At 64.4% G+C, this 20113-nt stretch carries 17 protein-coding genes; 7 read left to right on the top strand and 10 right to left on the bottom strand.

Annotated elements, in window-relative coordinates:
• Positions 1 to 11: 11 nt before the first annotated feature.
• From KPL81_RS20185 to KPL81_RS20165, 5 genes are all read right to left on the bottom strand, one after another.
• A complete protein-coding gene (locus KPL81_RS20185; protein ID WP_219793653.1) occupies positions 12 to 1079 on the bottom strand; it encodes an AI-2E family transporter in 1068 nt (355 codons plus the stop codon).
• Between the two features lie 73 nt (positions 1080 to 1152).
• On the bottom strand, positions 1153 to 2886 hold the full coding sequence (locus KPL81_RS20180) for a bifunctional protein-serine/threonine kinase/phosphatase (RefSeq protein WP_219793652.1): 1734 nt from the start codon (positions 2884 to 2886) through the stop codon (positions 1153 to 1155).
• Between the two features lies 1 nt (position 2887).
• A complete protein-coding gene (locus KPL81_RS20175; protein WP_209477042.1) occupies positions 2888 to 3697 on the bottom strand; it encodes a formate/nitrite transporter family protein in 810 nt (269 codons plus the stop codon).
• Positions 3698 to 4068: 371 nt separating this feature from the next.
• Positions 4069 to 5022, bottom strand: coding sequence for a uroporphyrinogen-III C-methyltransferase (cobA, locus tag KPL81_RS20170; RefSeq protein WP_219793651.1), 954 nt, complete (start codon positions 5020 to 5022; stop codon positions 4069 to 4071).
• Positions 4982 to 7741: a nitrate reductase gene (locus KPL81_RS20165; RefSeq protein ID WP_219793650.1), complete on the bottom strand. Its 2760-nt coding sequence runs from the start codon at positions 7739 to 7741 to the stop codon at positions 4982 to 4984. Before KPL81_RS20165 ends, cobA begins: the two co-directional genes overlap by 41 nt.
• A gap of 402 nt (positions 7742 to 8143) precedes the next feature.
• Here KPL81_RS20165 and KPL81_RS20160 point away from each other — a divergent pair, with 402 nt between their 5' ends.
• The 6 genes from KPL81_RS20160 (at position 8144) to KPL81_RS20135 (ending at position 16403) form a co-directional block, all read left to right on the top strand.
• Positions 8144 to 8782 (top strand): ANTAR domain-containing response regulator, encoded by a 639-nt coding sequence (locus tag KPL81_RS20160; RefSeq protein ID WP_219793649.1) that lies wholly within the window; start codon positions 8144 to 8146, stop codon positions 8780 to 8782.
• Complete coding sequence (locus KPL81_RS20155; RefSeq protein WP_219793648.1) at positions 8779 to 9819, top strand: CmpA/NrtA family ABC transporter substrate-binding protein; 1041 nt, start codon at positions 8779 to 8781, stop codon at positions 9817 to 9819. The genes KPL81_RS20160 and KPL81_RS20155 overlap by 4 nt, the downstream gene beginning before the upstream one ends.
• Positions 9820 to 10105: 286 nt before the next feature.
• Positions 10106 to 11416, top strand: coding sequence for an NAD(P)/FAD-dependent oxidoreductase (locus KPL81_RS20150; RefSeq protein ID WP_209477032.1), 1311 nt, complete (start codon positions 10106 to 10108; stop codon positions 11414 to 11416).
• Positions 11413 to 13926, top strand: coding sequence for a nitrite reductase large subunit NirB (gene nirB / locus KPL81_RS20145; RefSeq protein ID WP_219793647.1), 2514 nt, complete (start codon positions 11413 to 11415; stop codon positions 13924 to 13926). Before KPL81_RS20150 ends, nirB begins: the two co-directional genes overlap by 4 nt.
• Before the next feature lie 75 nt (positions 13927 to 14001).
• The gene (nirD, locus tag KPL81_RS20140) at positions 14002 to 14400 is read left to right on the top strand and encodes a nitrite reductase small subunit NirD (RefSeq protein ID WP_219793646.1); all 399 of its coding nucleotides are present in this window, start codon (positions 14002 to 14004) and stop codon (positions 14398 to 14400) included.
• A 110-nt stretch (positions 14401 to 14510) separates the two neighbouring features.
• Positions 14511 to 16403, top strand: a complete 1893-nt coding sequence (locus tag KPL81_RS20135; protein ID WP_338035648.1) for a monovalent cation:proton antiporter-2 (CPA2) family protein — start codon at positions 14511 to 14513, stop codon at positions 16401 to 16403.
• A 53-nt stretch (positions 16404 to 16456) separates the two neighbouring features.
• Here KPL81_RS20135 and KPL81_RS20130 read toward each other — a convergent pair whose 3' ends face one another.
• Positions 16457 to 16942, bottom strand: coding sequence for a VOC family protein (locus KPL81_RS20130; RefSeq protein WP_219793645.1), 486 nt, complete (start codon positions 16940 to 16942; stop codon positions 16457 to 16459).
• A 145-nt stretch (positions 16943 to 17087) separates the two neighbouring features.
• Positions 17088 to 17507: a PIN domain-containing protein gene (locus tag KPL81_RS20900; protein ID WP_479688653.1), complete on the bottom strand. Its 420-nt coding sequence runs from the start codon at positions 17505 to 17507 to the stop codon at positions 17088 to 17090.
• On the opposite strand from KPL81_RS20900, the gene KPL81_RS20120 reads away from it, so the two are divergent.
• Positions 17472 to 17663: a hypothetical protein gene (locus tag KPL81_RS20120; RefSeq protein ID WP_219793644.1), complete on the top strand. Its 192-nt coding sequence runs from the start codon at positions 17472 to 17474 to the stop codon at positions 17661 to 17663. The genes KPL81_RS20900 and KPL81_RS20120 overlap by 36 nt on opposite strands.
• Before the next feature lie 470 nt (positions 17664 to 18133).
• Here KPL81_RS20120 and KPL81_RS20115 read toward each other — a convergent pair whose 3' ends face one another.
• The 3 genes from KPL81_RS20115 to KPL81_RS20105 all read right to left on the bottom strand — a co-directional run.
• Positions 18134 to 18520 (bottom strand): tautomerase family protein, encoded by a 387-nt coding sequence (locus tag KPL81_RS20115; protein WP_219793643.1) that lies wholly within the window; start codon positions 18518 to 18520, stop codon positions 18134 to 18136.
• 101 nt (positions 18521 to 18621) lie between these two features.
• On the bottom strand, positions 18622 to 19002 hold the full coding sequence (locus KPL81_RS20110) for a GFA family protein (RefSeq protein ID WP_479688652.1): 381 nt from the start codon (positions 19000 to 19002) through the stop codon (positions 18622 to 18624).
• Positions 19003 to 19129: 127 nt separating this feature from the next.
• The coding region (locus KPL81_RS20105; RefSeq protein WP_219793642.1) for a hypothetical protein at positions 19130 to 20113 on the bottom strand (984 nt) is incomplete at its 5' end.

The raw sequence follows: 20113 nt of genomic DNA, 5'->3' as shown, positions 1-20113 counted from the left end.
ATGCCTGAAGTTCACTTGCGCTGCCCCAGCACCTCTACCTCATCGCCCAGCAGGTCCTCCACATAGAGCATCTGCACCGCCACCGCGACCGCCACCGCGAGCGGCGTGGCCAGCATGACGCCGGCGACCCCCGCCACGGCCCCGCCGGCGAGCTGTACCACCACGGTGTAGGCAGGCGGCAAGCGCACCATGCCCTTGGCCGCCAGCGGTGTCACGACGTTGGACTCCAACGTCTCGATACACAGGTAGAGCAGCACGGCATACAAGCCCAGTTGCGGCGCCTGGAGGATGGCGATCAGCACGGTGGGAATCACCCCCAGGATCGGCCCCAGGTAGGGGATGAAGGTGAAGAGCCCCGCAATCAACCCCAGGGCGCCGGCCATCGGAACCCCCATTATGGCGAGGCCCAGCGCCACGAGCACGCCGATGAAGAGCATGGAGATCAGCCGGCTGATCAGCCACCAACGCAGCGCTCGCCCCTGCATGCACAGCACTTGCCCCAGCCGCTCGCGCCGTGCCGGCGGGCACAGCATCAGCAGGTTGCGGGCATATTCGGCCGGGTCGACCACGAGATAGAAGCCCACCAGCAGTACCAGCAGAAAGCTGGTAATTGCATCGAAGGTGGTCGACAAGGCCGTCGTTATGCGGTTCAGCACCGGCTGTGCCAGCGAGCGGGCCGGCTCGTCGCCCCCCCCCAGCACCCTCTCGCTCCCGGGCAGCTCGCGAACCATGCCGATGAGCTGCTGGAACGCCTGAGGCAATTCCTGGGCCAGCTGCGAGAGCTGAGTCATCAGCGGCGGCCCGACCAACGCCCCCAACCCCACCAGGATCAACACGATGAGGATGGCGACCAGCACCAGCGCCCACGGTCGCGACAGCGGCAGATAGCGCCAGCACAGTCGCACCATCCCGTCGATGGCCACCGCGACCAGCACGCTGGCGAACACCAGCAGCAGCACGCCGAGCAACTGGTTGGCGAAATAGAGCAGCACCGACACCAGCCCGACGAGCCCGATGACGATCAATGCACGGCGTGTGAAATGCGATATCGAGTTGGTGGCACTGTCCCTGTCGGCCATGTCGGCTCCTTGCCTGGCTTGGCACCATTCCAGGTGCTTGCAGCATCAGCCTAGCAGATGCCGAGGCAGCGGCTCACTCGAGCAGCAGCACGAGCACTAGCAGCGAAAGTAGCGCGGCCACGCCTTTCCAGAACAGCACGGGGTTTCGCTCGATCAGCGGTGGGCGGGACTTTTTCAGGAATACGGGACTGGGCTGGCGCAGTTCGTGGACCAGCTCGGAGAGAGCCTCGAAGCGCCGTGTGGGCTGAGGGTGCAGCGCCTTCCTCAGCACCTCGTCGACCCAGGCAGGCAGCTCGCGGTTGGCCGAAAGCGCCGAGCGGTACACGAGGCGGTGCTGCGCCGCACGGTTGCGCGCCTTAGCCACCTCGGTGCCGTAGGGCAGCGTTCCGGTGAGCGCCTGGTAGGCAATCACGGCCAGCGAGTACAGGTCCGAGCGTGGCGTGGCCGGCTCGCCGAGGAAACACTCCGGCGCCGTGTAGGAGGCCGTACCCAGCGGCTCTTCCGCCTGCTCCGGCCGGCTTTCGGTGATTCCCGCCACGCGTACCGAGCCGAAGTCGATCAGGGTAACGTGGCCCGTGGCGTCGACCATGACGTTGTGCGGCCGAAGGTCCTGATGCACCATCTCGAGGCGATGGAAGGCGCGCAGGCCGCGGGCAATCTGCTCGACCAGCCTGCGTACCGTCTCCAGCTCCAGCCGCGGCTGGTCGCGCAGCCACTGGGCCAATGTGCGGCCCTCGATGTACTCCGTCACGCTGTAGAGATAGCGGCGTCGGCGCCCCGGCCGGTGCGCCTTGACCACGTGGGGGTTGTCGATGCGCTGGGCGATCCATTCCTCGAGCAGGAACCGCTCCACGTGTCGCGGATCCTCGCGCAGCTCGGTCGCCAGGGTCTTGATGACCACCTTGTGCGAGGTCTCCTCGTCCACGGCCAGGTAGGCGTGGCTGCGGGCGCTGGCGTGGAGATGGCGCACGACCCGATAGCCGTCCAAGCACATTCTCGGTTCGAGCTGCGGCGGAAACGGCAGTTCCGCCTCCCCCGACCAGGCTTCGCGGGCATCACCCAGCGGCACCTCTTCCACCCTCACCACCTGCGCCGTGAGGTTGTCGTCGCTGCCCGCCTCGAAGGCCGCATGCACCAGGGCGCGAGCGGCGGCGTCCAGGTCTGCCTCGTGCTCGGCCAGGAGCTGACGCATGCGCGCTTCGCTCAGGTGCTCGTATACGCCGTCGGTCACCAGCAGGAAGCCGTCCCCCGCCTCGACGGGCAGCGCCAGGTAGTCGATCTCGAGCTGCTCGCCGATGCCTATTGCCCGGCTGAGGTAGCACCTGTCGGGTTCCAGCCAGGCGCGGTGCTCGCGGGTCAGCGGCTCGAGGTTGTCGTCCTGCAGGCGGTAGAGCCGCGCATCGCCGACATGGAAGACATGCGCAGTGCGCGACTTCAGCACCAGCGCGGTGAAGGTACAGACGTAGCCGCGGTCCTTGTCCCAGCGATACTCGCTGCGCCGGGTCTGGGCATGCAGCCAGGCGTTGGTCGCCATCAGCACCCGCTGTGCTGCGGTCTTCACCGTCCAGCTCTCGGCGGTACAGTAGTAGTCCTCGATGAAGCTCCTGACCGCCGTTTCGCTGGCGACCCTGCTCACCGCGCTGGTGCTGATGCCATCGGCCAGCGCCACCACGACACCCTTGCTCGACAACTGCGGCTCACGCGGCACGTAGGCGCCGTGGAAGTCCTGGTTGACCGCCTTGCGCCCCGCCTTCGAGCACTGGCCCAGCGAGACCCGCAACGAGTTGCCGGGTTCGAACGCCGACATCTCAGATGTCACGCAGCGGCGCGGTGCGCACATGGGTGGCATACAGCGTCAGGCCGGTCAGCGAGAGCCCGCCGATCAGATTGCCCACCACCACGGGGATCTCGTTCCAGATCAGGTAATCCGCAATCGAGAAGTCGCCGCCCATCATCAGCGCCGACGGGAACAGGAACATGTTGACGATGGAGTGCTCGAAGCCCATGAAGAAGAACACCATGATCGGCATCCACATGGCGATCACCTTGCCGCCCACCGTAGTCGAGATCATCGCCCCGACCACGCCGAGCGAGACCATCCAGTTGCACAGGATGCCGCGAATCAGGATGGTCAGCATGCCCGCCGCGCCGAACTCCTTGTAACCCACGGTGCGGGCATGGCCGATTCCAGCGATCTTCTGCCCCACCTCGTCCGGCGGCGTGGCGAAGCCGTAGGTGAAGACGATCGCCATCAGCACCGCCACGGTCAGGGCGCCACCCAGGTTGCCGCAGAAGACCTTGCCCCAGTGGATAAGGATTCTCTCGATGGTGACGCCGGGGCGCCGGTCGAGCCAGGCCAGCGGGGTGAGCACGAACACCCCGGTCAGCAGGTCGAAGCCCATCAGATAGAGCATGCAGAAGCCGACCGGGAACAGCGCAGCCCCGAGGATCGGCATACCGGTCTGCACCGTGATGGTCACCGCGAATACCGCGGCCAGTGCCAGGATGGCGCCTGCCATGAAGGCGCGAATCAGGACGTCCCGCGTGGCCATGTGGAGCTTGGACTCGCCGGCGTCGACCATCTTTGTCGCGAATTCCGAAGGAAGCAGATAGGACATAGTGTTCTCTACGCGCTTGGCGCCTCTCGTCTCGTGTCTGAGGTGACGAACGCAAAGGCGCCTGAAGCCGGCGTGCAGCTTCAGGCGCCCTTGCCTGTATTCGTCGCGTTGTCATGGGGCCAAGGCCGGCGGCGATCGTCGTTGATCCTGCCGGCCAGCCTGCGCATGCAGCAGGCCCTGCCCAAGAACAAGCACGTGGCGTGCCAACTCTTTATTACAGATCGGAAAAAAGCGCGAGTCGCGGGGGCTTCACGCCATGCCTTCCGCTGCCATGCTTGCCGCAGCAGGCAGCGCGGCCTCTATCCCACGGCGGATAGAGGCCACGGCGGTGCATGGGGTGGCGCTGGCGCCCAGCCTTGGTGCAGTTCGTCTCAGCGGGGCGGGGAAATCTCGGCACGAGCGGATTGCGCGGCGGCCGGGCTGGTGGCGACCATGCGCACCACGCTGCCCACCACGATCAGGCAGGGCGAAGGCAGCGGCGAGGCGGCCAGCTTCTCCGGCATGTCGGCCAGGGAACCCACCAGCGAGGCCTGCTCGGGCAGGCTGGCGTTGGCCACCAGCATGATCGGCCAGTCGTCGGGCAGCCCATTGCGGCGCAGCCCGGCACAGATGGCCTCGACCTTGGTCAGGCCCATGTAGAAGATCAGCGTTTCATCCTGGCGCGCCAGCTCGGCCCAGTCGGGCTCGCCGTCCTTGCGGCACAGCTGGGCGGTGACGAAGCGCAGCTGCTGGGCGTGGGCGCGATCAGTCAGCGGAATGCCCATGCCCGCCGCAGCGGCCGAGGCGGCGGTAATGCCGGGCACGATCTCGGCCTCGACGCCGGCCTCGGCCAGCGCGGCGAGTTCCTCGCCCATGCGCCCGAACACGCCGGGGTCGCCGCCCTTGAGCCGCACCACCGACTTGCCCTCCCGCGCCAGTTTCACCAGCAAGGCACCGATCTCGGCCTGGGGCACGCTGTGGTGGCCACGCGCCTTGCCCACGTAGTAGCGCTCGTGGCCGGCGGGAATCAGCGCCAGCACGTCGTCGCCCACCAGGCGGTCGTAGACCACCGCCTCGGCCTGCTGCAGCAGGCGAGCGGCCTTGAGCGTGAGCAGCTCGACGTCGCCGCTGCCCGCTCCTACCAGGTAGACCCGCCCGGCGCGGCACTCGCCGTCCAGGGTCAGGGTGGGCGCCTTGACCCGCGTGGAGCGGCCGAACGGCGAGCGCACGATGTGGCCCAGGCCATGCAGCCGCGAGAACGCCGCCTGCCCCAGCGCCCGGGGCCGCTGCGCCCGACGCAACAGCTCAGGCGACAGCAGTGACTTCAATTGGCTCAGCGCTCGCATGCGCCTTCTCCTCTTCGATCAACGATTTCAGCTCGGGAACGCAACTTCCGCATTGGGTGCCGCAGGCCAGCCTGGCGCCCAGCGCCTCGACGCTGTCGTCGCCTTCACGGATCGCCTCTAGGATAGCGCGTTGACCCACCTGATGGCAGCTACACACTACCGGCCCCTGGTTGGCGGCGCCGTCGTCGCAGCCGGCCAGCAGGCGGCGGCGATGCTGCGCCGATAGCCCCGTGCCAGCGCCGGCCTCCTCGAAGCGGGCATCGAGCCAGCTCAGGTTGGGCAGCTCCACCGGCGCCCCCACCATCAGCCACCAGCGCAGGCGGCCCGCGGCATCCACCCCGGCAGCGCGCAGCCGTCCGCTGGCGGGGTCGGTGCACCACAGCGTTGGCGCCACCGGCAGCGACGCCTCGAGCCAGGTCAGCCAGTCACGCGGTGCTTCCTTTTCACCCCCGGGCGACTCACCGCCGGCCAGCTGCCAGCGCTGGCAGCCGTGCAGCGGAATTCGCGCCCAGTAGCGGCTCTCGTCGCACCAGCTCGACTCCGCCACTTCCAGATCGTCGGCTACCAGCAGGGTGGCCTCCCAAGCGGGTTGCAACGGCGCCAGCGCCACCGCGCCGTGCTTCGATTCCGGCTGGCCGGAGAGCGGATCGAGATGCGCCTCGAGCAGCGCCCCCATGCGCGCCGTGGCACTGAAGTGGCCGCTCCAGTGCATCGGCACGAACACCTCGCCGCGGCGCTGCCCGCGCGATAGCCGCACCCGGCCGATATACTCTCCGCCCGCGCCCGCCAGGCGTGCCAGGCCATGCTCTTCCACGCCAAGTGCGGCGGCGTCTTCCGGGGTGAGCTCGATGAACGGCTCGGCGCGGTGATTCATCAGCCGCGGCGCCCGACCGGTGCGGGTCATGGTGTGCCACTGATCGCGCACGCGCCCGGTATTGAGCCGCAGCGGGCGGGCCGCGTCGAGCGCCTGGGCCGGCGGGCGCGGACGCACCGGCAGCATTCGAGCGCGACCATCCGGCGTGGCGAAGCGGCCATCGGTGAACAGCCGGGCGGTGCCATGGGGAGCAGCGGCATTGACCGGCCACTGGATCGGCGCCAAGGCGTCGTAGGCGGCGCGGTCGAGCCCGGCCAGGCCGGAGATATCGAACAGCCGGCGGCTCTCCCCCGAGCGCTCACCGTTCTCGAATCCGGAGAGCCGGGCATGCTCGTCGAAGATCTCGCACGGATGGGTATAGGCGAAGGCCTCGCCGAAGCCCAGCCGCCTGGCCACCTGGCAGACGATCCACCAGTCGTGCCGCGCCTCTCCCGGCGGCGGCAGGATACCGCGCTGGCGCGAGATGCGACGCTCCGAGTTGGTCACGGTGCCGTCCTTCTCCGACCAGCTCGAGGCCGGCAGCACGATGTCGGCATAGGGCAGCAGGTCGGCGTTGGCCATGCACTCGGAGACGATCACCAGCGGGCACTTCGCCAGTGCCTCGCGCACCCGGTCGGCCCGCGGCAGGCTCACCGCCGGATTGGTGGCCATGATCCATAGCGCCTGTATCTCGCCGCGCTCGATCGCCTCGAACAGCGCCACCGCCTTGTGGCCGGGCGCCTCGGGCAGGCACGGCACCAGCCGCTCGGTGGCCCAGAAGCGCGTGACCCGGTCCCGCGCGCCGGGCGTGTCGTAGTCCATGTGGGCAGCCAGCTGATTGGCCAGCCCGCCCACCTCGCGCCCACCCATGGCGTTGGGCTGGCCGGTGATCGAGAACGGTCCGGCGCCCGGCAGGCCGATCTTGCCGCCCGCCAGGTGGCAGTTGATGATGGCATTGCCCTTGTCGGTGCCGCTGCTCGATTGGTTGACCCCCTGGGAGAACAGGGTGACCACGTGCAGGTGACTGGCGAACCAGTAGAAGAAGGTCTCCAGGCGCTCGGCATCGACATCGCAGTCGGCGGCGATGGCTTCCACAGCGGCATCCTGCTCCCGCGCCGCGGCAAGCGCCTCCTCGTAGCCCTGAGCATGCGCCTCCAAGTAGACCCGGTCGAGCTTGTCGTGCGCTGCCATCCACGCCAGCAATCCGGTGAACAGGCGCGCATCGCTGCCCGGCTCGAGCCCCAGGTAGAGATCGGCGATTTCGCAGGTATCGGTCACCCGCGGGTCGATCACCACCACCCGCAGCAGCGGGTTGCGCTGTTTGGCCACCTTCAGCCGCTGGTAGAGCACCGGGTGGTTCCAGGCCAGGTTGGAGCCCACCAGCACCACCAGCTCGGCCTCCTCGAGATCCTCGTAGCTGCACGGTACGGCATCGGCGCCGAAGGCGCGCTTGTGCGCCGCCACCGCCGAGGCCATGCACAGCCGTGAATTGGTATCCAGGTGCGGCGTGCCGAGAAAGCCCTTGAACAGCTTGTTGGCGACGTAATAGTCCTCGGTGAGCAGCTGGCCGGAAAGGTAGGCGGCGACTGCCTGCGCGCCGTGGCTGTCGCGCACCGCCGTGAGCCGTTCGGCCACTGCGCCGAGCGCCGTGTCCCAGTCCGTCTCGACGCCATCTACCCTGGGTCTTGTCAGCCGGCCGCCGTGTCCCAGCGTCTCGTGCAGCGCCGACCCTTTCACGCACAGCCGGCCGAAGTTGGCCGGGTGCTCGGGGTCGCCCTGCACCTCGACGATCCGCTCGTCCTCGACGCCGGCCAGCACGCCACAGCCGACGCCGCAGTAGGGGCAAGTGGTTCGGGCCTCGCGCATGTCGATCTCCTGTCGGGTTCCTCGCGAAACGACGACGCCCGCCAACGGCCGGTCCCATGAGGGAGGCGGTTGGCGGGCGTCGTTGCCGCGTGGGGCACCGCATGGCGCCCCGGTAGAGGTATTGACATGTATCAAGCAGAAAGCGTGCCATCCGGCGAAGAACGGGCGTCAATCAGCCAGATGGTCCCTCGTCACGGCACACCGGCATGCTGCTCTGCACCATCACTCTCCCGCCCCAAAGCGCCCTTGCACCAGGCTGGTGCCGAACGGGCGTCCAGTTGCGCTCGCTGCCGGCTGACGTTGCGCCGAACGCTGCGCCACGTGGGTCGTTTCGCGACATGGAACGTTTCTTGCTTAGCACTAGCAAAGAGTCCCCGGCACGCCGTTCATGAGCGAGACCCTATGCCATCACCACCCCCCCTGAACATTCTGCTGGTCGACGACGAGGTGGTACGTGCCGCCATGGTCGAGGAAGCGCTGATGGCCGAGGGACACCGGGTCATCTGCCGGCTCTCGAACCCGGCCAGCCTCAACGAGATGGTCGGGCGCCACCAGCCCGACGTGGTAATCATCGACATGGAGAGCCCCGACCGCGACACGCTGGAGAGCATGGCGCTGCTCAACCGGGAGAACCCGCGTCCGGTGGTGTTCTTTGCCGACCAGCACGACTCCGACATGCTGCAGGCCGCGCTCAAGGCAGGGGTCAGCGCTTATGTCGTCGATGGCCTGGTGCCCGAGCGGGTCAAGGCCATCGTCGAGGTCGCCATCGCCCGCTTCGACGCCTTTCACAGCATGCGCCAGGAACTCGACAAGGCCCGCAACCAACTGGCCGAGCGCAAGTGCATCGAGCGCGCCAAGGGCCTGTTGATGAAGCATCAGGGCTGCGACGAGGAGCAGGCCTACCGCATGCTGCGCAAGCTCGCCATGGACCGCGGCCAGCGCATCGCCGAGGTCGCCGACAGCGTCATCGACATTCTCGCCCGCCTGAACCCGCTATCGCCCGAAGGGCACGCCGACGACAAACGGGGAACCCGCTCATGAGTCAACCGCAACACCACGCCGCCAGCCCCGAACTCGAGCGCCTCACCCTCGGCTTCGTACCGCTGCTCGATGCTGCTCTGCTGATCGTCGCCCGCGAACGCGGCTGCTTCGCCGCCCAGGGGCTGGACGTCAGCCTGTCGCGGGAAAACGCCTGGGCCACCCTGCGCGACAAGGTCGCCGCCGGCCTGCTCGACGGCGCCCAGATGCTCGCCCCCATGCCGCTGGCCATGAGCCTGGGGCTGGGCCGCGCCCCCTGCGAGACGCTGGCACCGCTGCTGCTCTCGCGCAACGGCAACACCGTTACGCTCTCCGCATCGCTGTGCCAGGCCAGCGGTGCCACGCTCGGCAGCGACCCGGCCGACAGCGCCCTGGCGCTGGGCAACTGGCTGCGCGGAGCGGGCAGCGGCAGGCGCCCGCGCCTGGCCATGGTGTATCCCTATTCCTGCCAGCACTACCAACTGCGCGAATGGCTCACCCTGGGCGACATCGCCCCCGACCGCGACGTCGAGCTGGTCGCCCTGCCGCCGCCGCGCATGGTGGAAGCCCTGCGCGACGGCCAGATCGACGGCTTCTGCGCCGGCGAACCCTGGGGCACCCTGGCCCGCCACTGCGGCGTGGGCCGGCTGGTCGCCACCGGCGCCCAGCTGTGGCACGACCATCCGGAGAAGGTACTCGGCATGACCCGCTCCTGGGCGCAGCGCTACCCGGCCACCCTGGCCGCCCTGCTGCGTGCCCTGGTAGCAGCCAGCGATTGGCTGGCCGCCTCGCCGGATCATCGCCGCCAGGCACGTGAGTGGCTGGCCCTGCCGCCCTACCTCGACCGTTCGATTCGCCACCTCGCTACGCTCGACAGCAATACGGCCCCCATCCACCAGCATCTCTACGGCGCGGACATGCTGCGCCCGACGCCGCAGGCCGCCCTGCACTTCGCCCAACCCATCGTGCGCCAGCTGGAAGCCGAGGGCAGCCGCTTCGATCCGGCGCTGCTGGCAGCGTGCTACAGCCCTGTGCATTTCGATGCCGCAACGCACCACTGATGTGCACGGCCGGTGGCGGCTGAGATGCCTCCGGCCTGTCGCACGACCTGCGAGCCATCTTCCAACACACTGCCCTAAAAGAGAAAAACTCTCGCAAGGCGCCTCCTGGCCGGAATCTTGATACTTGCAGGACAGAGCGGCGATCAAAGGCGATCGCCCACAAGGAAAGCGACAACGACGTCTCTGTGCTCCCCGGTTCGATCATCGAATCGACAGGGGAAGCGCCGAGGCGTCGTTGCGTTATAGGCCCGTCATTTCGACAAGCGCAGCGAGAGGAGGTGTTCGCATGCCACGGCGACATCCCGAGACATCCACCGTCGAGCACCTGGTCATCGTCGGCAACGGCATGGCCGGCCATCGGCTGGTCGAGGCGCTCCTCGCCCGGCCCGAGCGCCCCGCCAGGATCACCGTGATCGGCGCCGAAACCGCGCCGGCCTACAACCGCATCCTGCTCTCCCCGCTGCTGGCCGGCGAGATGCAGCGCGAGGCCCTGACCCTGCGCAGCGCCGAGTGGTACGCCGAGCAGGACATCGAGCTCATCCTCGGCGAGCGGGTCGAGGCCATCGACCGCGACGCCCGCACGCTTACCACCGACGCCGGCCGCACGCTCGACTACGACCGCCTGGTGCTGGCCACCGGTTCGAACCCGGCTCGCCCGCCGGTGCCGGGGCTCGAACTTCCCGGCGTGCACGTGTTCCGCGACCTGCACGACGCCGACGCCCTGGCTCGTGCCGCCGCGCAAGGCGGCAGCGCCGTGGTGATCGGCGGCGGCCTGCTCGGCCTGGAGGCGGCGGAAGGCTTACGTAAACGTGGACAGGGCAAGCGCGGCATGCAGGTGAGCCTGCTGCAGCGCGACGACCGCTTGATGAACCGTCAGCTCGATCTCACCGCCGCCCGCCTGCTGGAAAGCGAGCTGCGCGGCCGTGGGCTCGACATTCACACCGACGCCCAGCTCGAAAGCCTGGAAGCCGGCAGCGACGGCCGCGTGTGCGCCGCCCGGCTCGCCGACGGCACCCGGCTCGCCGCCGACTGCGTGGTGGTGGCCATCGGCATCGTGCCCAATACCGCGCTGGCCCGCGCCGCCGAGCTCGACACTCAGCGTGGCGTGATCGTCGACGAGTGGCTGACCACTTCCGACCCGGCGATCCACGCCCTCGGCGAATGCTGCGAGCACCGCGGCAACCTCTACGGCCTGGTCGAGCCGATCTGGCGCCAGGTCGAAGTGCTGGCCGATTGCCTCTGTGGCAAGCCCAGCACCGGGTACGTCGAAGCGCCTACCGCCACCAAGCTCAAGGTCAGCGGTGTGGCGCTCTACGCCTTCGGGCCCACCGAGCCCGAGCCCGACCACGAGGTGCTCAGCTACCGCGATCCCCAGCAGGGTGACTACCGCCGCCTGCTGCTCAGAGGCGGCCGCCTGGAGGGCGCCGTGCTCTACGGCGACACCGCCTCCGGCCCCTGGTACTTCGAGCAGGCCCTGGCCGGGGTCGACCTCACCGCCTGCCGCACCGCGCTGCTGCTCGGTGCCGCCGACGCCCAGGTCCTGCTCGACGACGCCCTGAACGAATCACCGCAACGCCCCGCAAAGGAGGCCGCATGAACACGCCCGTGAAACCGCAACTGATCGTCATCGGCAACGGCATGGTCGGCCACCACCTGGTCGAGCAACTGGTCGAACAGGGCGCCACCGAGCGCTACGCCATTACCGTGTTCGGCGAGGAGCGCCACCTGGCCTACGACCGCGTGCACCTCTCCGAGTACTTCAGCGGCCGCGATGCCGCCTCGCTGGCGCTCTCCACCGCCGATTACTATGCCGAGCACGGCATCGAACTGCGCCTGCACGAAGCGGTGACCGCCATCGACCGCGAGGCGGGCGAAGTCGTCACGCCGAAGGGCCGCTACGCCTACGACCGCCTGGTGCTGGCCACCGGCTCCTTCCCCTTCGTGCCGCCGATTCCCGGCAACGACCGCGAGGGCTGCCTGGTCTACCGCACCCTGGAAGACCTCGATGCCATCCGGGCCGCTGCCGAAACCGCCACCACCGGCGTGGTGGTGGGCGGCGGCCTGCTCGGCCTGGAAGCTGCCAACGCCCTGCGCGGGCTCGATCTCGACACTGCGGTGGTGGAGTTCGCTCCGCGCCTGATGCCGATGCAGGTCGACAGTGAAGGTGGCGAGCTGCTGCGCGAGAAGATCGAAGCGCTGGGTGTGCAGGTACTCACCGGCCGCGCCACCCAGGAGATCGTCGACGGCGAGGCCAGCCGCCACCGCATGGTGTTCCAGGACGAGAAGGTGCTGGAGACCGACCTGATCGTGTTCTCCGCCGGCATTCGCCCCCGCGACGAGTTGGCCCGCGACAGCGGCCTGGAGATCGGCGAGCGCGGCGGCGTGGTGATCGACGACAACTGCCTGACCAGCGACCCGGCGATACTCGCCGTCGGTGAAGTGGCGTTGTGGAACAACAGTATCTTCGGCCTGGTCGCCCCCGGCTACCAGATGGCCAAGGTCGCGGCGTCTACGCTCCTCGAAGGCAGCGAGACCTTCCGCGGCGCCGACATGAGCACCAAGCTCAAGCTGATGGGCGTCGACGTGGGCTCCATCGGCGATGCCCACGGCGACCGCACCCCCGGTGCACGGCAGTACCGCTTCCTCGACCCCATCAAGCAGCAGTACCGCAAGCTGGTGGTCTCCAGCGACGGCAAGCGCGTGGTGGGCGCCATGCTGGTGGGCGACAACAGCTACTACGACACCCTGCTGCAGTACTACGCCAACCGCATCGAGCTGCCCGAGGACCCGGCTGCGCTGATCCTGCCGGCCGGTGGCGAAGCCGCCCCCGCGCTGGGGCCGGACGCGCTGCCGGAAACCGCCACCATCTGCTCGTGCCACAACGTGACCAAGGGCGACGTGTGCGCCTCGATCGACGCCGGCGCCGTGGATCTCGGCGCGGTGAAGGGCGAGACCCGTGCCAGCACCGGCTGCGGCGGCTGTGCCGCCCTGCTCAAGAACCTGGTCGATCACGAACTCGAGAGCCGCGGCGTGGAGGTCGATAAGTCGATCTGCGAGCACTTCGCCCATACCCGTCAGGAGCTCTACGACATCGTACGGGTGGAGGGCATCAAGACCTTCAGCGAGCTGATGGAGAAGCACGGCAACCCCGAGACCCACAAACTCGGCTGCGACATTTGCAAGCCGGCGGTGGCCTCGATACTCGCCTCCTGCTTCAACGAGCCGATCACCGACGCGGCCCACATCCCGCTGCAGGATACCAACGACACCTTCATGGCCAACATGCAGAAAAACGGCACCTACTCCGTCGTTCCCCGCGTGCCGGGTGGCGAGATCACCCCCGACAAGCTGGTGGTGCTGGGCCAGGTGGCGCAGAAGTACGAACTCTACACCAAGGTAACCGGCGGCCAGCGCATCGACCTGTTCGGCGCCCGCCTGGAGGACCTGCCGGCGATCTGGGGCGAACTGATCGAGGCCGGCTTCGAGACCGGCCACGCCTACGGTAAATCGACCCGTACCGTGAAGTCCTGCGTCGGCAGCACCTGGTGCCGCTACGGCGTGCAGGACAGCGTGGGCATGGCGATCCAGCTGGAGCACCGCTACAAGGGGCTGCGCGCGCCGCATAAGCTCAAGTTCGCCGTTTCCGGCTGCACCCGCGAGTGCGCCGAAGCCCAGAGCAAGGACGTCGGCGTGATCGCCACCGAGAACGGCTGGAACCTGTACGTATGCGGCAACGGCGGCATGCGCCCGCGCCACGCCGAACTGTTCGCCACCGACCTCAGCGACGAGGAGCTGTTCCGCTACATCGACCGCTTCCTGATGTTCTACATCCGCACCGCCGACCGCCTGCAGCGCACCTCGGTATGGCGCGAGAACCTGGAAGGCGGCCTGGACTACCTCAAGGACGTGATCCTCGAGGACAGCCTCGGCATCGGTGAGGAACTCGAGCGGCAGATGCAGGCCGTGGTCGACACCTACGAATGCGAATGGGCCAACGCCATCAGCGATCCGGAGAAGCTCAAGCGCTTCCGCAGCTTCGTCAACGACGCGCGCCCGGATCCGGACATTATTTACACCACCGAGCGCGGCCAGTTGCGGCCGGCTTGAAGGAATGGCGGCGCCCAGCGCGCCGCCACTTCATCTCGCTCGCCAGTGACAGATAAGAAAATGGAGACACCCTGAATGAGCTCAGCAATTGCGGCCAAGACCATGACCCAGACCTGGCAAACCGTATGTACCCGCGCCGACCTGGTGCCCTTCTCCGGCGTCGCCGCCTGGGTGGAAACCCCGGAAGGCCCCGCCCAGGTGGCCCTCTTCTATATTCCAAGCGACCCGAACACGTCGCAGCTAACCGGCCAGGCGCAGGAACTCTACGCCATCGACCACCATGACCCCTTCTCCAACGCCAACGTCATCGCCCGCGGCATCGTCGGCGACCTCAAGGGTCAGCCCGTCGTCGCCTCGCCGATCTACAAGCAGCACTTCCGCCTGGAAGACGGCCAGTGCCTGGAAGACGACAGCGTGCGGCTGCGCACCTGGAAGGTGAGCTTCAAGGGCGACGAGGTGTGGATCGAGGCCTGAGGTTTCCGCAATAGGAAAAGAAAAAGCCGCCGACGCTGGGGAAAAGCGTCGGCGGCTTTGACTCATGTCGGTGACGGACCGAATATCTGATTTTCGGCCCACGGACATGATTGACTACACCGATGACAGACTACTTTGTTCAGGCGTTTATCTACCTGGTGGCGGCGGTAATCGCGGTGCCACTGGCCAAGCGGTTCGGGCTGGGGTCGGTACTCGGTTACCTGGTGGCCGGTGTGGTCATAGGGCCGGTGACCGGACTGGTGGGCCAGGAGACCGCCACCGTTCAGCATTTTGCCGAGTTCGGCGTGGTCATGATGCTGTTCCTGGTGGGCATGGAGCTTGACCCCAAAACCCTCTGGGCCATGCGGGTCCGCCTGCTCGGTCTCGGCGGCCTGCAGGTCACACTGACCGCAGCCGCCGCCACCTGTTTTGCCTGGTCCCTGGGCCTGCCCTGGCAAACAGCCGTGGCGGTGGGGTTTCTCTTCTCCCTCTCCTCAACCGCGATCGTCCTGCAGACATTGAACGAAAAGGGTCTGGTCAAGACCGAAGGCGGCCGTAGTGCCTTCTCAGTGCTGCTTTTCCAGGACATTGCGGTGATTCCCATGCTGGCCATCATCCCGCTGCTGGCCGTGCCGGGAATTTCTGGCACCGGCACAGAGCATGGACACAGCAGCCTCAGCCTGGTTGAGAACCTGCCGGGCTGGGCGCATGGACTGGTGGTTGTCGGCGCGATCGTGCTGGTGATTGTCTGCGGCTATTACCTGAGCCGGCCGCTGTTCCGCTACGTGGTGCAGTCCGGCATGCGGGAAGTGTTCACCGCCACCTCCCTGATGCTGGTTATCGGCATCGCGGCGCTCATGAGCCTGGTGAACCTGTCGCCGGCGCTCGGCGCTTTCCTGGCCGGTGTGGTCCTGGCCAACAGCGAATTCCGGCACGAGCTGGAAGCCAATATCGAACCGTTCAAGGGGCTGTTGCTGGGGCTGTTCTTCATTACCGTGGGCGCGGGGATCAACTTCGGGGTGCTGGCGGATGCCTGGGATACGGTCCTTCTTCTCGCCCTGGCGGTTATCGTGGGCAAGGCGCTGATTCTGGTTGGCCTGGCCTTCGCATTCGGCATCCGCGACAGCGAAGGCTGGCTGTTCACGCTCGGGCTGGCCCAGGCCGGGGAGTTCGGGTTTGTCCTACTGACCTACAGCACCCAGAACCGGGTGATTCCGGCGGACACCGCCCAGGTGCTTTCACTGGTGGTGGCCCTCTCCATGTTCCTAACCCCACTGTTGTTCATTGTTTATGACCGGATGGTGCTGCCGCGCTATCAGAAGGCATCCAATGAAGAAGCGGAGCCGGATGAGATAGAAGAACAGGCCCCGGTGATCGTGGCAGGGGTCGGCCGCTTCGGTCAGATCGTCTGTCGCTTGCTTCGCGCCAACAACATTCCCAGCGTCGCCCTGGACCATGCCCTGGATCAGATCGAAAACCTGCGCCGCATCCAACTGAAAAGCTACTTCGGCGACGCCACCCGCGTCGAACTGCTGGAAACCGCCGGCATTGCCGAGGCGCGCCTGCTGGTCGTCGCCATCGACGACCGCGACCGGGCCGTGAGCCTGGTGCGCCACGTCAAACAGCTTTATCCAGAGGTCTGGATACTGGCCCGCGCCTTCGACCGCGGCCATGGTTACGAGTTGCGTGAAGCCGGCGCCGACGACGTGGTGAGCGAGACCTATTACTCCGCCCTGGAACTCGGTGGCGAGGCCCTCACCGCCATGGGCGTCCACCCTCAACGCGCCCGCCGGATGACCGACTCCTTCATTGCCAGCGAAAAAGCCCACGAAGACCAACTGTTCGACGCCTGGCGCAATATCGAAGAAGGCATTCACTTCAGCCCGCGCTACGGGGAGCTGTTCATGAAGCTCGAGGAGTCGTTGGGGCACGCCATGCAGGAGGACGCACAGCGAACCGTGGACGAAGCACCGGCTTGGACACCACCGAGGAACAATGGCTGATCACCCGCCGACGCTGGGTAGCGTCGGCGGTGTTGGGTAAACCCCTTCTCATCTCAACCGCGAAAGGCGGCCTCGATCGTAGCGATGTCGATTTTCCGCATCGTCATCATGGCTTCGAACGCCCGCTTGGCGGCGGCGCGGTCGGGGCTGGTAAAGGCTTTCGTCAGCGCGATCGGGGTAATCTGCCACGAGATGCCCCACTTGTCCCTGCACCAGCCGCATTGGCTCTCCTCGCCACCATTGCCGACGATGGCGTTCCAGTAGCGATCCGTCTCCTCCTGGTCCTCGGTCGCCACCTGGAACGAGAACGCCTCGCTGTGCTTGAACATAGGCCCGCCGTTCAGCCCGAGGCACGCCACGCCCAACACGGTGAACTCGACCGTCAGAACGCTCCCCTCCTCCCCTGCTGGGTAGTCCCCAGGCGCCCGGTGCACCGCATCGAGCGAGGAATCGGGGAAGGTCTCGGCATAGAATTTTGCGGCTTCCTCAGCGGCGCCATCGTACCAAAGGCAGATCGTGTTCTTTGCCATGGGCTTCATGATCGGCTCCCTTCTGTGGGTGATTGCTGTGGGTGGCAATCTAATGTCGAATGGAGCTGGCTGAATTCGACAGGGGCGATGACGCCAGGCTTTTCAGCAGGGGTGCGTCGTAAGAAGTCTCTCATGATTGTATTTATTAGAATTACTATGGCAATTGGTATGAGACATTTCCGTTATTCACCTTTATGTATTTTCGCTGCTCCAAGTCTTTCATAATTGAAATTAGCTGCTGCTCCGATAGCTTCTCAGTGAATAGCGAATTGATAGTATTGGTGAGCGTTCTAACTTTGCGAGGCCGAGATTGCCCCCGACCAGCCAAGTTTTTCACGATGGCAGACACCATGTCGTCGGATGAGGTAGCAGTGGATATTCTTACTACGGGAATTTCTACCAAGTCTCGCTCGCGCTGTATTTTAATGCCACGTAACTTTAGATGCTTGATTAGCGTGTCAAAACCAGTATCGCGAGAGATGATATGAAAGTACGCACCTGAGTCCTTGGCTGCAAGTTCACCAATGTAATAGGCAATATGGAAATCAAGAGCGTTTTTCCCGGCACCGGTGATCTTTATGTACTGCGCCGCATTGCCAAGGTCTTACATAGCTGCAGCCAAATCGAATGGTATTTTAGTTTGGTTTGCACCTACGAAAACCACCACTTTGAATGGGTGCTGCTTGAGAAGCTGCAGGTTGCTCGGCTGCACATTCTCGAAATCTATTAGGACATAATTTGTTGCCAAGCAGACTCTCCTTGTTTTGTCCCTAACGCTGAGGTAACCGGCTCCGGAGCGCCAGCGGAGGGAACCAAAAGCGGTACGCTTTTGGCGTCCTGTTGACCGACTGGTTAATTGGCGGCTGTAACCTCAACATCAGGCCCAAACTTCTCGACAACCCATGCCATCACTTTTTCGTATGCTTCATCTTCTGAGGATGCGTGGAATGTCTTCAAATCAAACCTCAATCCCTCACTTTTTTCGCTGGGAGCTTTCAGTGCTCGGTCACCTTCATACCATAAGCAACTACTGTAAATCGCCCCATCATCGGTCTCTGAGACAAACACCTTGAAATTACGATGTACTCTTTTCTCCAAACAACAGACATAAGAACCTCGGTTTTCGACAATTAACGCCCGCCATACACGGCGCGAGGAACGAGCGTCCGGCGACCGCAGGGAGCGAATTTAATGGCTTTGTTACACGTTGACTTTATACTTGAGGTCATTTGCCTCATCCCCTGTCATCCCGCGGAATCCCCACTGATGCGGCTGCTGCTCATTGATCGTAATTTCAACGTCAACTGGCGCCAAGGAGAGCTGCGATTCGAGCTCTTGGAACAGCGACTTGATAAGAGCTTTTTGAGTTTCCGGCTTCCGGCCAGACATCATGTTGATTTCAATGACTGTATAGGCATCGCTTCTGCCGCCTGGGTAATAGAAATCCTCTCGCTCCAAGGGCACAAATCTATGCGCACGCTTATCTTCCGGCATACCTAGAACTGACTGCATACAGCTATGAATGACATCCGACATCTTGGCCTTTATTGGATTTAGCTGGTCATTGATACCATAAACTACAATCATGCTATTTCCTTAATACGTGCAACGCTTGGGCTCAGCGGCACGAACGAAGTGAGTGTCCGGCGGCGAAGGCGCGAACTGCTGCGAATTGTTAACTGTACTTGTCATCTATTTGGCTGCCACTCTTGATAGATAGGAACACCCTCATACTCCAACCAACTAACGTCATGTGATGACCAAATATGCGCATCTGGCTTAACTCCCGGACCTTCGTTCAAAGTGGCTACACGCAATATTACATGAGGTTGACTAGGTCTTTGAGCTACCAAATGCGTCCCGCATACTGAACAGAAATGTCTCAACTTTCCTTGACTAGATTCAAAGCTAGAAAGTTTTTCTTCACCACGAATCCAACGGAAACTTTCTCTCAGAACACCAACTGTGGGTGCGAAAGGAGCAGCATGTGTCTTGCGGCAATTTTTGCAGTGACAAAAAATAATCGGCATGTCCAGTGAGGCAATCTCATACTCAATGGATCCACACAAAAAAACTCCCTTTCACGGATACCTCCTTGGTACAGTTAACGCTGAAATAAGCTGCAGCCCGACAGGGGCGTCCAGTGGAGTGGGGGAAGTCCAGCGTCGGCTTGAATGAATTGTTAGACCGCACCCCTTACTCCTGCGATCTAAAGCCAGACAGCCAGGAACTGTAATTCTCTCGAGGTGGCATAAGTCCAGACTCTCGAGGGCCTGAAAAGTCTACTGAGTTGGCCTTTGGTGCATCGCGACGGATCTTGAGAAGTCTTTCGCGCATGCGGGCGGCATGCGATTGAAGCTCTTCGGCAAGTTCTGTGCTGAAGAATGCGACATCATCAGTGTACTGGGAAACGGCAACCATTACGTCATGGTACATGGCATGTGTATTTCCGTCCGGTCGCTGAAGCCCATAGTAGTCGAAGCAAAGTATGTGCGATGGCAAATTGGACCGTTGGAGCGCATCAATTATCTCGGACCTGGTATTGATCGCGTTGGAAAGCTCCGCAATGGATTGCTCTGTCATCGAAACCAGAGCAAGTGCTCGTCCTGGCATGAGTTGCGCAGAGAACGTCAAACTCTTAAGGGCTTCTATTGGAAGGGTGAGGGGGGTGATCTTAGTAAGCTGGAACTGAAAGGTCGTCGGTTGAGCCGGAGTGCCGTTTGACAGCTTGTACTGAAGCTCCTTGGCTGCATCACGGTCTTTGAAGTACTGATCCGAGAGTGGCTTTACATGCTGTTTCTTTACGGAAAGGGCTTGATTGGCAATAGTTGTTGCCAGAACGACGATCGCATTTGCTTGACGTAGCCCCTCCAAAAGCTCTATGGCCCGAGAAGACCGCTCCGCAACCTTCTGCGCTCCCCAAACGCCAAATCCAGCGCCGGCGAGCGCGGACAGAAATGCGCTTATGAAGGAAGAATTGAGGAAGCTAGCGATGCTCCCCCACAGGGCGGCTATTGAGTTTGGCAGATCGAAGCAGAGCATATTGTGCCGTCTAATTAACTGTTCAGCATTTATTCGCTGTGCGCAGCATGGCGAATAAATGCCTGTTGGACTAAGCCGTCCTTCAGGCTGCGATGCCGCTTCTATAGGGTATTGTATCGGCCGGAGTGCGGCCTGGAG

Source organism: Billgrantia antri (assembly GCF_019430905.1).
Lineage (GTDB): Bacteria > Pseudomonadota > Gammaproteobacteria > Pseudomonadales > Halomonadaceae > Halomonas > Halomonas antri.
Note: the sequence above shows the minus strand (reverse complement) of the source record. Positions and strands in the feature narration are given on the sequence as shown.

Coding starts and splice junctions, on each gene's coding strand:
- KPL81_RS20185 (WP_219793653.1), bottom strand. CDS start 1,079: ATGGCCGACAGGGACAGTGCCACCAACTCGATATCGCATTTCACACGC.
- KPL81_RS20180 (WP_219793652.1), bottom strand. CDS start 2,886: ATGTCGGCGTTCGAACCCGGCAACTCGTTGCGGGTCTCGCTGGGCCAG.
- KPL81_RS20175 (WP_209477042.1), bottom strand. CDS start 3,697: ATGTCCTATCTGCTTCCTTCGGAATTCGCGACAAAGATGGTCGACGCC.
- cobA (WP_219793651.1), bottom strand. CDS start 5,022: ATGCGAGCGCTGAGCCAATTGAAGTCACTGCTGTCGCCTGAGCTGTTG.
- KPL81_RS20165 (WP_219793650.1), bottom strand. CDS start 7,741: ATGCGCGAGGCCCGAACCACTTGCCCCTACTGCGGCGTCGGCTGTGGC.
- KPL81_RS20160 (WP_219793649.1), top strand. CDS start 8,144: ATGCCATCACCACCCCCCCTGAACATTCTGCTGGTCGACGACGAGGTG.
- KPL81_RS20155 (WP_219793648.1), top strand. CDS start 8,779: ATGAGTCAACCGCAACACCACGCCGCCAGCCCCGAACTCGAGCGCCTC.
- KPL81_RS20150 (WP_209477032.1), top strand. CDS start 10,106: ATGCCACGGCGACATCCCGAGACATCCACCGTCGAGCACCTGGTCATC.
- nirB (WP_219793647.1), top strand. CDS start 11,413: ATGAACACGCCCGTGAAACCGCAACTGATCGTCATCGGCAACGGCATG.
- nirD (WP_219793646.1), top strand. CDS start 14,002: ATGAGCTCAGCAATTGCGGCCAAGACCATGACCCAGACCTGGCAAACC.
- KPL81_RS20130 (WP_219793645.1), bottom strand. CDS start 16,942: ATGAAGCCCATGGCAAAGAACACGATCTGCCTTTGGTACGATGGCGCC.
- KPL81_RS20120 (WP_219793644.1), top strand. CDS start 17,472: ATGGAAATCAAGAGCGTTTTTCCCGGCACCGGTGATCTTTATGTACTG.
- KPL81_RS20115 (WP_219793643.1), bottom strand. CDS start 18,520: ATGATTGTAGTTTATGGTATCAATGACCAGCTAAATCCAATAAAGGCC.